Here is a 12,497-nt window from a genome sequence, read left to right as displayed (position 1 = left end):
GGCGCCGCCAACGCTCCAGTAACGAAAAGAATTCTGCGACGCGCTAACCTGGATTCAGGAAACTTTCTCTGTTGTCGTTTGAACAAATCGATCATGTCCCGGACGATTCCCACGCCGTTTTCAATCTGATAAAAAGCCCCGTAATGACGCTTAGACGGAATCGTTTGACCCGCGAGCAGGTAAAATTCGTCAGTAAAATAGACAAACGGACAGTCATCATCGTTCCGATACAATTTTTCCCAACTGCGCGATTGTTTCAAAATCGTTTTAGCCTGATCCGGCTGGACATTCCACAACTGCGTCAAATGCTGGCGATGTTTTGTCAATCCGACAGGTGCTATGGCAACACTTTTAACATGCTTTTTCAAATGGTATAAATCGCGAATCGTGCGATCGAGAATTTCGCCATCGTTCCACCCCGGAACGAGAACAATCTGCGTATGCATGTCGATGCGATGGCGCGCTAAAAATTCCATTTTTTCCATCAAATGGTCTTCGTTGCGATATTGCAGAAGCCGTTTCCGGACTACCGGATCGGTCGCATGGACTGAAATGTACAAAGGCGATAACCTCTGCCGAACGATGCGCTCCAGTTCATCATCGCCAATATCTGTCAACGTCACATAATTTCCATACAAAAAAGAGTAACGGTAATCTTCATCAAAAAAATAGATCGGCTTGCGCATTCCTTTGGGATTTTGCCGAATGAAGCAAAAAATACAATTATTGAAACAGGTATGAATGGTCGGGCTTTCGATCTCAAGACCGAGATCTTCATCATACGGCTTTGCTACTTTTACCGTTAACGATTTTCCATTGCGGGATAGATCGATCCTCAGTTTTTCATCAGACTGTAAAAAACGATAATCCAGGAAATCTTGTACGGGATGCCCATTCATGGCGACGAGAATATCACCCGATTTGATATTTGCCCGTTCTGCTAAACTACCGATTTCAACTGAATCAATTTTTACCAAAACACATCCGAATATAAGAGGTTATCGGTTAGCACTCTAAAAAGTCGCCAGATCCGATCAATTAAAAGAGCGGGTGAAGGGAATCGAATCCTCATGGACAGATTGGAGAGACGGCGGAATTTGACAATGAAAAATATAGTTAGGGCGTGCAATTCGTTTATATGAGCAAGTTTTTGAAAACGCCATCCGTCCTGAAGTCCTCACCGCTACTTTTTAAAAAAGCGGAAGAAATTTCGGGATTATTTTCCGAAAAACCCAACTCCGATTTGGTTTGGTTGGTATTCTATTTGTACCGAAGAAATTTATCACTCTCAAATAATTCTTCCTTGATGTACCTATTTCAAAAATAGAATTTTCTCAGTCAATGCCCTGTCACGCGTGATTACCTGAAAAAAGTAACTGCCCGATGCGACGATTGCGCCATGATCGTTCCGGCCGTTCCAAGACAGTTGATAGCGGTTTGCAACATTTGTCGGAGACTCAATCAACTTTACCAAATGTCCCTGTAAATCATAGACACGGACACTGATCGCCTGATCCTGCAGCAGGATAAGATTGAAATTCACCCGACTGTTAAAGGGATTCGGATAACCGCGGCTCAGCGTCGCTTTTACCGGAACAAGCGGATTTTCGGGACTAATTCCCGTACAGGTAAATCCAAACCATTCAGAGATTTGACGTAATATTGTTCTTTTTTGAAAATCATCGGTTAAGGTTTCCCATGGAAAGCCAAAATAGACTAACTTTCCCGGAATTGTACCATCGGAAAATAATCCGGCATATTGAATTCCCGCCGCTTCGCCGGTGGAATATTGTAAACACGTTATTGCATTCAGCATCGGATTGATGACATCGGGATAATCTTCCTGATAAATCCCGCCGCTTCCATCGTCAAACTCAAAGGGCAAACCGGCAAATATTCCGCCTTCAGTACCAATTACTTGATGACTTCCGGAATTGTCTTTGACATAATCGGCTCTCAGATAGTTCAGAAAAAACGCTTTATCAGCGCTATTGCCTTCACTATCCAAATCCCAGGCGATTTCCGAGCCGCTGACAAAGAGTTGACCGCCATTTTTCAGATAGGCCGCCACCAAAACTTGCTCGGCACTGGAAAATGTCTCATCGACGGTACTTTCATCACCGAGAATCCAATATACCGCATTATAGTCAGACAGCGCTACATCTCCGGATGTAATCGCTTCGTTTGCGACTGTTTCAAAAGAGACTCCCAAGGCGGCCAAATCTTCACCCATCCACTGAGCAAAGCTGTGATACGGCATTCCCCAACTGCCGCTACCGCGATCAAAACCATCCACGATCAGTACTTTTCCGACACAGGTTGGCGACGTATAATAGCCATAGCTGTCCGATGTCAAACTTTCGACGATACCATTTTGATTATTTATAGATTTCAAACGGATGAAGTTCGGGCCGTCAGTCCATTCCTGGCTGAATTCAGTAATAGCTGGTGAAATCAGTGAGTCGCCCAGTAATGACTCCCAACTGACGCCATCGCTGGAATACTCAATCTGGATTCCGTTGATATTGTCAACAGAACTCAGGCTCCAGTTGATAGTGGCTAAAGAGTCATTTCTAATTAATAGCAATACCGGCGACGCTATCGGGATACTGGGTCCCGTCATGTTGATATAATAGCGCGGGGTGTAGTTGCTCAATTCGGAATAACTGTAAGTTCGGTAATTTACCCGCCAGTCGGTGCTACTGCCGGCGGCTTCCACGGCTAGAATCGTCCCGTTCGGATTGTTGTCAACGGCGAGGCACACATGCCCTGGTTTATGGATCGCGTCCCCGGGTTTTAAATCCTCCCAAGATGAATAAGGCTGGGCAATTTCATCATCCATCATGTTGGTGCTGTAATGAGAAGTGAGTTTCCAGCATCGAGATACAAACCCGGAGCAGTCCACACCCACGGCATAACTACTGCCGCTACTTTTACTGGTATAGCGATCACCGGCATATTTACCGGCAGTCAACCCGTCGTCGAATTGCGACAAAGCGCTGAAACCTCCCCATTGATAAGGAACCCGGATATTTTCACCAGCCTGAATCCAGTAAGGCGTAATAATCTGAAGACCGTCAGGCGCAATCACTCCGGCTGAAGTTGTCAGGTTTGCCGCGGTGCAGTTCCATTCGTGGACGGCGTAGGTATCGCCGATTGCCAGCGCTTCAGCCCGGGTTACTGTTGTCGTGGGCTTACTGAGTGGCGGGCTTTTTTTTTCTAGGTTATCGGGAATAACGGATTGATTATAGTGAATCTCTCCCTGAAAGCGGAGTGGATATACGCCCTGAAATGGTGTCAATGGATTACCACTTAAGTCCCATTTCAAAAAATGCAGTCCGTCTTCGGCAGAAAGCATATGATAGAGAATACCCTCACCGCTCACTCGCAGATCGTTGCTCATCATCGCATAGTAATGGGTGGGAATCTGAATTTTGCCGACAATTGCTCCCGAAGCAGAGACGATCCACACTTCCCGCTGAACCTTCAGGGGAACTTCATGGGTAATCAGGCTGAAATCCAGAAAAAGCCTGCCGCGCTGGTCAACGCCGATTAGTTCAAAGGAGCCGAGATTACCGGTTTCAATATCCAGTGCGATTTCCGACATCAAGGAACCGTCAGGATTATAAATTTTCACGACTGCGCGGGAACGGGAATTTTTCTGCAGATGATAGTGATTTTGTTCGGTGGGAATGCCGCGTGAACTCGATTTTTCCAAGCGGTTCTGCTTAACTGTGGATATTGTCCCATCGTGATTAATGACCTGAATCTTCTGGTCATGAGACTGAATTTTATTCATTAACGGCAGGGCTTTTTTCTGGCGGATGACCTGGGTATTTTGTTTATCTTTATAGAATTGAATGGAATTGTTCGCCAGGCAGGCATATTCCTCACGAGACATAAATATAAAATCTTGTGAACCAGAGGCCACCGGAAATTGTGCGGCAAGGCGATTATGCGAATACTGGTTGATTATCCGATGATGCTGATCCAGCAGGTAAATCGTATCATTCTCTGCCCGGAAATTCTGCGGTCCAACCCGGCCTTCGGGATCGAGGGTGTACTCCACGCCACCCAGCGTATCCACATTCCACGGGATAAACAGGATCTCTTCAGGTGAGATTTGAGAAAATCCTGCAACCTGTAATCCCAATAAAATTTCTAATATAACTCGCACATTCTTAAACGTTTTAATCCACCTTTCTGAGATGTGAATTTTTAAACCCGATATAGCCGATCAATCCGAACATCATCCATTACCCGCTAATTCAATTGTTGAATAATTTTGTGGAAATCGATGAAAGCGAGCCAGTATACATAGCATTGCAGGTAAATAGTCCGCCGCCCAGATATTCATCGACTATTCCTTCGTTTGGGTTGAAATAATGTTAAAGGAAAAGAAATATGTCATGATCAAAATATACTCATCTCCATCATCATTGTCACGAGAAAATCATTATTGTTCACCGTGATCAAATGATAAAGTTGAACGGATTTTATTCTTCAAAAGCAATTGGATAAAACTGGTCGTTGGGGGGGCTTTATCTTTTTGATTTATCAGTTGTTTGAGCGGGTGAGGAGAATCGAACTCCCGTGACCAGCTTGGGAAGCTGGTGTTCTACCATTGAACTACACCCGCATCATCAAAAAACGCGAATTAATTTAATAGTATCTGACTATTTTCAAAACGATTTTAAGATGCGAATCGCACAATTTTCAGCAGAGAAAAACACGGACTTATCCGTCGGATTGCTTCAACTTAAAAAAGAACAGAAAATAACTACTCATTGTGATTCCTCCGTCGGAAAGTACAAAATATTGCGCTTTTTCAAATATTAATACTTGCCTGTATTTTTCCATTTTGGTATATTCCTACGCAAATTGAATTAAGAGTTTTTCTTTCATAAATCAGGGACGTTGGAGAAAAAAATGTCTGAACCTATTTCGATCAATTTTGAAGTCAAAGCGGCTGAGCCGACACTGGCGATTTCAGTGGAAAAACATCCGCCAATCAAGCAATCGATGGAATCGGAAAAACCGATTTTTTCTGAAAACGCTATACAAATTTTGAACAAGCGCTATCTTATTCGCGATAAAATGGGCAACATTCTTGAGACACCCGATCAGATGCTTCATCGGGTCGCGGACGCCGCCGCCGAAGCGGACTCTGCATATACCAACCAAAGTGTCATTCAAAAAACCGCCGAAAAATTTTACCGGTTAATGCTATCAAAAGATTTCCTTCCGAATTCACCGACATTGATGAATGCCGGTCGAGATCTGGGACAGCTTTCCGCTTGTTTTGTGCTACCAATTGACGACTCGATGGAATCGATTTTTCAGACATTGAAAGACACGGCAATGATTCATAAAAGCGGCGGCGGGACGGGATTTTCGTTCAGCCGGATTCGCCCGAAAAAAAGCGTTGTCAAATCGACCAGTGGAATCGCCAGCGGACCGGTTTCTTTTATGAAAGCCTACAACGCGGCGACGGAAGCCGTCAAACAAGGCGGAACCAGACGTGGCGCCAACATGGGAATTCTCCGTGTCGATCACCCCGATATTCTTGAATTTGTCAATTGCAAATTGGACGAACGCGAACTTGTCAACTTCAATATTTCCGTCGCCGTTACCGACGATTTCATGGAAAAAGTACGGCGGCGGAAACAGTTTGAACTCATTAATCCGGTTGATGGCACGATCGCCGGCACGCTCAACGCCAGCGAAGTTTTCAAACTCATCGCCACCAACGCTTGGAAAAATGGCGATCCGGGAATTCTCTTCATCGACCGGATCAACAAACAAAATCCGACGCCAAAACTGGGCGACATCGAAGCCACCAATCCCTGCGGCGAACAACCTCTTTTGCCCAACGAATCCTGCAATCTCGGTTCGATTAACCTCGCAAATTTCATTCGGGATAGCAAGATCGAATACGAACGGCTTGGCGAGGTAGTTGACACGTCTGTTCACTTTCTCGATAACATCATCGATGTGAATAAATATCCATTGAAAAAAATGGAGACGATGGTTAAAAAAACGCGAAAAATCGGCTTGGGCGTGATGGGATTTGCGGATTTGCTTTATCAACTAAAAATTCCTTACAATTCCGACGAAGCCTTGAAAATTGCAGACGAGGTCATGAAATTCATCTATATCCGCGCCCGCGAAGCCAGCGTTAAACTCGGAGAAACACGCGGCACTTTCAGCGCTTGGAATGAAAGCGTCTTTTTCCCAGACGGACCAAAATATCGAAACGCGACCACCATCACGATTGCCCCAACCGGAACCATATCGATGATTGCAGAAGTTTCCAGCGGAATTGAACCGGTTTTCTCGCTCGTATTTACCAAACGTGTCATGGATGGAATCGATTTCCTCTACGCAAATCCGCTGTTTGAACGCGCGTGTAAGGAAGCGGGCATTTACAGTAGCGAACTCATGAAAAAGGTTCAAGAAAAAGGTTCGGTTCAAAACATCGACGAAATTCCTGAAAACATTAAAAAAATCTTCGTCACGGCTCACGATATTTCACCGGAATGGCATGTCCGGATGCAAGCGGCTTTTCAAAAATGGGTTGACGCCGCCGTTTCCAAAACCTGCAATTTCCCGAAATCAGCAACCGTTCAAGACGTCATCGATGCCTATTGGCTCGCTTATGAAGCCGGCTGTAAAGGCATAACGATTTACCGCGATGGAAGCCGCGACGAACAAGTTCTTTATGTCGGCGATAAAGCGGCTGATGATAAAAAATTGAAGTCGGCATTGGAGCGCGGATACATTCTCGATCAGACAATTCATCCAAGAATTCGCCCGTCAGAAACGCGAGGCGTTACGAAACGGATCCGCACCGGACAAGGCACTCTTTACGTTACGATTAACGAAGACGACGAAGGTCTCTGCGAAGTCTTCACAAACATCGGAAAAGCCGGCGGACCGGCGCAAGTTGAATCGGAAGCAATCAGCCGTCTTATCTCTTTAGCCTTGCGCTCCGGAATCGACGCGAGAGACATCATCAAACAAATCAAAGGAATTGGTGGGCCGGAACCAGTTTGGGAAAACGGTTCAAAAATTCTATCGACACCCGACGCCATCGCCAAAGCCATGGAATGGCACCTCGACGAACGCGGAGGAAAGAAAAAGACGCAAACAGCCCAATCGAGTTTTTCAATTTATGATTCCGAATCTCCATCAGAAACGATGGAACTTCCATCCGTTCCTCACGCTCATCCAGCGGGCGAAAATAAAAAATCGTTGGTAAATTGCCCCGTTTGCGGCGCCGCTCTTTATCATGAAAGCGGTTGCGTGTCATGTCCGTCCTGCGGCTATTCTAAGTGTTAGTCAGAAATTCCAAATAAAAACAAAAAAACCCCGAATCGCCTCGGGGTTTTTAATATCTGTTGGAAGCGGTAACTTACTCTTCCATGATTTCTTTTTCTTTCCGCTTCACTATTTCGTCCACGAGTTTGGTATATTTATCCGTAAGTTCCTGAATCTTCTCCAAACCAAGATGTGAATCGTCTTCCGAAATGTCGCCGCTTTTTTCAAGGTCTTTCGTCATCTCGTTGGCGTCCCTACGGACGTTCCGGATCGAGATTCTTCCTTCTTCCGCAAGTTTGTGAATGAATTTGATCAGTTCTTTGCGGCGGTCTTCGGTCAAAGAGGGAATCGGCAGACGGAGAATATTTCCTTCAACTTTCGGATTCAAGCCAAGATCGGAAGTTCGGATCGCTTTTTCGACGGACTGTATGGCGTTTCGGTCAAAAACCTGAACGACAAGCAATCGTGCGTCTGGAGCCGCAACATTCGCCACTTGTTTGAGAGGAACCATCGAACCGTAATAATCTACGCGGATCGAATCCAGAAGCGAAGGCGTCGCGCGTCCGGTTCGGATGACAGCCATATCGTGTTGACTGGTTTCAAGGCTTTTTTTCATTCGATCTTCGGCGTCTTTTAAAATATCTCTAATCATGATCAACTCCTGTCAATGATTGTGCCGACGGATTCTCCGAGCAGTAATCGTTTTAAATTTCCAGCTTTTTTCATATTATAGACAATAATCGGCAGATTGTTATCCTGACAAAGCGTGATTGCCGTCAGGTCCATTACTTTCAATTGTTTTTCGATCGCCGTCTGATAGTTGAGATGAGAGAAGAATTTAGCATCGCTGAACTTTTCCGGGTCTTTGTCATAAACACCTTCAACTTTCGTCGCTTTGATGATAGCGTCTGCCCGAATTTCAACGGCTCTGAGAGCGGCGCCGGAATCGGTACTAAAAAATGGTCTGCCTGTGCCGCCGCTGAAAATCACGATGTCGCCTTTAGCGAGATATTCATCGGCAAGCCGGATAATCATCGGTTCGGCGACCTCGATCATCTGGATCGCAGACATGACGCGGACTTTCAAACCTTTCGATTCCAGAACATCCTGAATGGCAAGCGCGTTGATGACGGTCGCCAGCATGCCCATATAATCGGCGCGAACGCGATTCATTCCTCTTTGACTGGCCGCTAATCCGCGGAAAATGTTGCCGCCGCCGATGACGATGCCGATCTCGATACCTAACTGCTTCGCCGAACAGATTTCATCACCCAGAAAATCGAGAACATCTGGATCGTAACCCAAATGCTTATCACCGGCAAGAGCCTCCCCTGAAAACTTCAGGAGAACTCTTTGGTATGTTGACTTCTGCATTATTTTACGAAGGTTAAATCGTAAACGAAATGTTTATTATGCGGATTCGCCCAAATGAAATCGGACGAAGCGATTGATATAAATATTTTCGCCGATCTTTGCGATTATTGCCGTCTGATAATCTTTCACGGTCGTCTGAGGATCTTTGATAAAAGGTTGTTCCAGCAGGCAGGATTCCTGATAAAATTTTTCCAGTTTACCTTCGGCAATCTTTTCTAAAAGCGCCTCCGGCTTTTTTTGCCCTCTCGCCTGTTCGCGGTAAATCTCTTTTTCTTTGTCAATAACTTTCGGATCGATTTCTTCGCGACGGATCGCAATCGGACTCGTGGCGGCAATATGCATGGCGATACCTTTGACAAAAGTTAAAAAGTCGTCGGTTCTAGCAACAAAATCAGTTTCGCAGTTTACTTCAACAAGAACACCCAGTTTATTCCCGGGATGAATATAAGAAAGGATAACGCCTTCCTTGACTTTGCGATCGGCTTTTTTCTCGGCTTTGGCAATGCCTTTTTTCCGGAGAATATCGACGGCTTTATCGGAGTCGCCGTTGGCTTCCACCAGCGCATTTTTACAATCCATCATCCCAATGCCAGTTCTTTCTCTAAGTTCCTTTACCTGGCTGGCGGTAATTTCCATTAAAAATCCTTTCTCTTAACTCTCTGCTTTGGAAGTAGAAGCGGTAGATTCTGCCGGGCGTCCGCCTTTGGCTTCAATGACCGCATTGGCGATTTCGCTAATAATCAACTGAATCGTTTGAATGGAATCGTCGTTTGCCGGAATCGGAAAATCAACAACGGTCGGATCGGCGTTTGTATCCAGAATGGCGATGACGGGAATATCAAGGCGTTTCGCTTCCTGAACGGCGATATTATCGTGCAACGTATCGACGACAACCAGGACGTCCGGGACCTTCTTCATGTCTTTGATCCCACGATGCAAGTCGGCAAGTTTGATACGTTCGCGCTCGAGTGATAATTTTTCTTTCTTGGTTAGATTTTCATCGTAACCGACCGATTTGTCTTTTTCGAGTTTCTGAAGATGCCGGATACTTTTCTTAATCGTTGTAAAATTCGTCAGCGTTCCGCCGAGCCACCGTTCAACAACATAAAACATTCCGCAACGATCGGCTTCCGTCTGAATGATGTCTCTCGCTTGTTTCTTGGTTCCAACGAAAAGGACATCGCCGCCCTTACGGACGGACTCACGGATGAACCGAGTTGCATCATCCAAGCACTCAACAGTCTTCTTTAAATCAATAATATGAATGCCATTTTTGGACATGAAAATGTATCCTTTCATCTTCGGATTCCATTTTCTGGTAAGATGGCCAAAATGGGCGCCAGATTTCCACAGCTGTTCTTCACTAATATTACTCATAAAGCCTATTCTCTCTCTATTAACGTTTGGAGAACTGGTATGCGCGACGAGCACCAGCCAAGCCGTATTTCTTTCTTTCTTTCACACGAGCATCGCGAGTCAGAAAGCCAGCCGGTTTGAGTTTCTGGCGATTATCCGGATTGATTTGTTCGAGTGCGCGGGCAAGAGCCAGTTTGATCGCATCCGCCTGACCCGTCAAACCGCCGCCGTTGACGTTAACGTCAATATTGTATTGACCGGCTGCACCGCATAAAATCAGCGGTTGCATGATGATTTGTTTCAAAATTCCATGACCGAAGTAATTTTCGAAAGTACGATTATTGACCGTAATTGTCCCTTCTCCGGTATGCATTCTGAGACGAGCAGTAGCTTTTTTGCGACGACCGAGAGAAACATATTCTATTTTTGCCATGTAGAACTATCCTTCTATTTCTATCGATTGAGGTTGTTGTGCCGTATGCGGATGTTCAGGTCCGACATAGACTTTTAATTTTCTGAACAACTGCCGTCCAAGCGCATTATGCGGCAACATTCCTTTGACGGCGCGTTCAATGATGCTGGTCGGCTTTGCCGCCATGACATCTTTGTATTGACGAACTCTTTCACCTCCCAGATACCCGGAATGCGAAAAGTAGGTTTTGATATCGGCTTTTTTCCCGGTCAACCGAATCTTTTCTGCATTGACAATGATGACAAAATCACCCGTGTCCATGTGCGGAGTGAATTCCGGCTTGTTTTTGCCCCGGAGAATTGCCGCAACCTGAGTCGCCAGACGTCCAAGCACCTTACCGTCTGCGTCAATCACAACCCACTTGCGATCAATTTCATTCAACTTCGGATAATATGTTTTAAACATTTCTTTACTCACCTATTCAGTTTAAAAATAGCGGGTAAACTTACAATGGCATGAATTTATAACCAAGAATTTTTTCGACGGAAGTAACAATAACAAATATTCCCGCTCCGTCGCTCACGCTGTTACGTGAAGTTTACCCACGGTCATTTTTACAAGATGGGATTTCCCACTTTCCGTACCATCTTATGTTATGTTTTATGATGATTGTGCCAATATTTTAAACTTTTTCCCTTCTTATACCATTTTCGTGAGCACAATAAATAAGGCTAAGGCAACTCCGGCTAAAAAAGCCCAAACAGAATGTTCTTTTTCATATTTTCTTGCCTCAGGTAAAAGATGAGACGCGGAAATGTAAATTAAAACTCCTACCACAAAACCTAAAGCCAATCCTAAAACAGAACTATTTAACCTGCTTACAAAAGGGTAGGCGACAAATGCGCCGATGGGAGTTGTAAGGGCTGATACAAAAAAGGCATAAACTGCGGCTTTTTTCTTACTTAGTCCACCTTCAATTAAAACTGAAAAGGTAATCACTCCTTCCGCAAATTCATGAATAACTAGCCCTATTCCGGATAAAAAGCCAATCAAAGTACTTGCGCTAAAAGTTACTGAATAAATAACGCCATCCACAAAAGAGTGAATGCCTATCCCTTCCACAGCCGTAATACCAAAAGCTAAGGTTTTTTGATTAGTTCTCTTTTTTATAACCTCATTACTGAAAAACATAAACAAAAATCCGAATAAAGCCGCAAATCCGGCATAAAAATTCCTCATTACGGCTTGCGGAAGAACAAGCGTCAGAGGCGTGGAAATTAAAACGCCTGCCGCAAAACACATCGTATATGTCTTTGTCTTTTCCGCCCATTTTTCATTTTTAAAAACGGCAAAAATTCCCAGACCATTTACAATCGCCGCCGAAATTGCAAAAATTGCTACCCACGTAAATGTACTAAAGTTTACCATGTTATTTCTCCTTACATTATTCCTTTGCTACTTTGCGCATTTTAATATTTTTGATGTTTTCTTGCACTTCTCCTGTAAATCTTATCTTCCTTCGTTAGCCAACTCCAGTTTCAAATTGAATCAAAGTATCAAAAAAACTTCCTTCGATCGCTGTTCATAATTTACGATTTCATATAGCACTTTGGCAGAATAAAAAGTTGCTCCCACTTGGGCAGAACGGACGATTTCTTATCAAGATACGCCGAACTTTGATGCGGGCTAAACCGCTGGAAACCAGCACTGCAACGGCAATTAACTATACCGCGTGTTTAGCAGTTCTTGTTTTTTATCGTCATAGTCCAAAGTAATGTTCTTTCATTTTGGTTGCCATTAATTTACGCCTAAGTGATAGAAAGTCTTGATAGTCAGAAATTGTCATTTCCATTAATTCTACGGGAATACAATTCATTTTCAAATTGTCCAAAAGTTCCTGTTCCGTAGAAAGTCCGCTTACCAATCTGTTGTTTTCAATCATTTGGCTTTTAATCAGATCAAAATATTCTTTAGGTGGTTTATTGCCCACTTTAATATTGATTTCCGATTGCATAAAAACATAGTTCGCAATTTG

General features: G+C 44.3%; 12 protein-coding genes and 1 tRNA gene. 2 read left to right on the top strand and 11 right to left on the bottom strand.

Annotated elements, in window-relative coordinates; genetic code table 11:
- Positions 1 to 977, bottom strand: a 977-nt coding sequence (locus COT43_02945; GenBank protein PIS29879.1) for a DUF512 domain-containing protein, incomplete at its 3' end; no start/stop codon positions are given.
- 146 nt (positions 978 to 1,123) lie between these two features.
- Here COT43_02945 and COT43_02940 point away from each other — a divergent pair.
- Entirely contained in the window at positions 1,124 to 1,327 is a 204-nt protein-coding gene (locus COT43_02940) for a hypothetical protein (GenBank protein PIS29878.1), read from the top strand.
- Here COT43_02940 and COT43_02935 read toward each other — a convergent pair.
- Positions 1,313 to 4,153, bottom strand: coding sequence for a hypothetical protein (locus COT43_02935; GenBank protein PIS29877.1), 2,841 nt, complete (start codon positions 4,151 to 4,153; stop codon positions 1,313 to 1,315). The two genes, COT43_02940 and COT43_02935, sit on opposite strands and share 15 nt — an antisense overlap.
- Before the next feature lie 412 nt (positions 4,154 to 4,565).
- Positions 4,566 to 4,639: transfer RNA gene (locus COT43_02930), tRNA-Gly, on the bottom strand.
- A 383-nt stretch (positions 4,640 to 5,022) separates the two neighbouring features.
- Here COT43_02930 and COT43_02925 point away from each other — a divergent pair.
- Positions 5,023 to 7,341: a ribonucleoside-diphosphate reductase, adenosylcobalamin-dependent gene (locus COT43_02925; GenBank protein PIS29880.1), complete on the top strand. Its 2,319-nt coding sequence runs from the start codon at positions 5,023 to 5,025 to the stop codon at positions 7,339 to 7,341.
- Between the two features lie 73 nt (positions 7,342 to 7,414).
- On the opposite strand, the gene COT43_02920 is transcribed toward COT43_02925, so the two are convergent.
- The 8 genes from COT43_02920 to COT43_02885 all read right to left on the bottom strand — a co-directional run.
- Positions 7,415 to 7,972, bottom strand: a complete 558-nt coding sequence (locus tag COT43_02920) for a ribosome recycling factor (protein ID PIS29876.1) — start codon at positions 7,970 to 7,972, stop codon at positions 7,415 to 7,417.
- Between the two features lie 2 nt (positions 7,973 to 7,974).
- Positions 7,975 to 8,694 (bottom strand): UMP kinase, encoded by a 720-nt coding sequence (locus COT43_02915; GenBank protein ID PIS29875.1) that lies wholly within the window; start codon positions 8,692 to 8,694, stop codon positions 7,975 to 7,977.
- A 36-nt stretch (positions 8,695 to 8,730) separates the two neighbouring features.
- The gene (gene tsf / locus COT43_02910) at positions 8,731 to 9,330 is read right to left on the bottom strand and encodes a translation elongation factor Ts (GenBank protein ID PIS29874.1); all 600 of its coding nucleotides are present in this window, start codon (positions 9,328 to 9,330) and stop codon (positions 8,731 to 8,733) included.
- Between the two features lie 15 nt (positions 9,331 to 9,345).
- Positions 9,346 to 10,071: a 30S ribosomal protein S2 gene (rpsB, locus tag COT43_02905; GenBank protein PIS29873.1), complete on the bottom strand. Its 726-nt coding sequence runs from the start codon at positions 10,069 to 10,071 to the stop codon at positions 9,346 to 9,348.
- A gap of 19 nt (positions 10,072 to 10,090) precedes the next feature.
- Positions 10,091 to 10,483 carry a 30S ribosomal protein S9 gene (locus COT43_02900; protein ID PIS29872.1) on the bottom strand — a complete coding sequence of 131 codons (393 nt, stop codon included), beginning with the start codon at positions 10,481 to 10,483 and terminating at the stop codon, positions 10,091 to 10,093.
- 6 nt (positions 10,484 to 10,489) lie between these two features.
- Positions 10,490 to 10,939, bottom strand: coding sequence for a 50S ribosomal protein L13 (locus tag COT43_02895; GenBank protein ID PIS29871.1), 450 nt, complete (start codon positions 10,937 to 10,939; stop codon positions 10,490 to 10,492).
- Positions 10,940 to 11,161: 222 nt separating this feature from the next.
- On the bottom strand, positions 11,162 to 11,890 hold the full coding sequence (locus COT43_02890) for a zinc/iron permease (protein ID PIS29870.1): 729 nt from the start codon (positions 11,888 to 11,890) through the stop codon (positions 11,162 to 11,164).
- Positions 11,891 to 12,221: 331 nt separating this feature from the next.
- Positions 12,222 to 12,497, bottom strand: a 276-nt coding sequence (locus COT43_02885) for a hypothetical protein (GenBank protein ID PIS29869.1), incomplete at its 5' end; no start/stop codon positions are given.

The sequence above is a fragment of the Candidatus Marinimicrobia bacterium CG08_land_8_20_14_0_20_45_22 genome, from assembly GCA_002774355.1.
GTDB lineage: Bacteria > Fidelibacterota > UBA2242 > UBA2242 > UBA2242 > 0-14-0-20-45-22.
The sequence above is the reverse complement of the archived record's forward strand: the minus strand, read 5'-3'. Positions and strand labels throughout refer to the sequence as shown.

Bases quoted from the DNA above. Each gene is read 5' to 3' on its own strand.
- COT43_02925 (PIS29880.1), top strand. From the start codon at position 5,023: ATGGAATCGGAAAAACCGATTTTTTCTGAAAACGCTATACAAATTTTG.
- COT43_02920 (PIS29876.1), bottom strand. From the start codon at position 7,972: ATGATTAGAGATATTTTAAAAGACGCCGAAGATCGAATGAAAAAAAGC.
- COT43_02915 (PIS29875.1), bottom strand. From the start codon at position 8,694: ATGCAGAAGTCAACATACCAAAGAGTTCTCCTGAAGTTTTCAGGGGAG.
- tsf (PIS29874.1), bottom strand. From the start codon at position 9,330: ATGGAAATTACCGCCAGCCAGGTAAAGGAACTTAGAGAAAGAACTGGC.
- rpsB (PIS29873.1), bottom strand. From the start codon at position 10,071: ATGAGTAATATTAGTGAAGAACAGCTGTGGAAATCTGGCGCCCATTTT.
- COT43_02900 (PIS29872.1), bottom strand. From the start codon at position 10,483: ATGGCAAAAATAGAATATGTTTCTCTCGGTCGTCGCAAAAAAGCTACT.
- COT43_02890 (PIS29870.1), bottom strand. From the start codon at position 11,890: ATGGTAAACTTTAGTACATTTACGTGGGTAGCAATTTTTGCAATTTCG.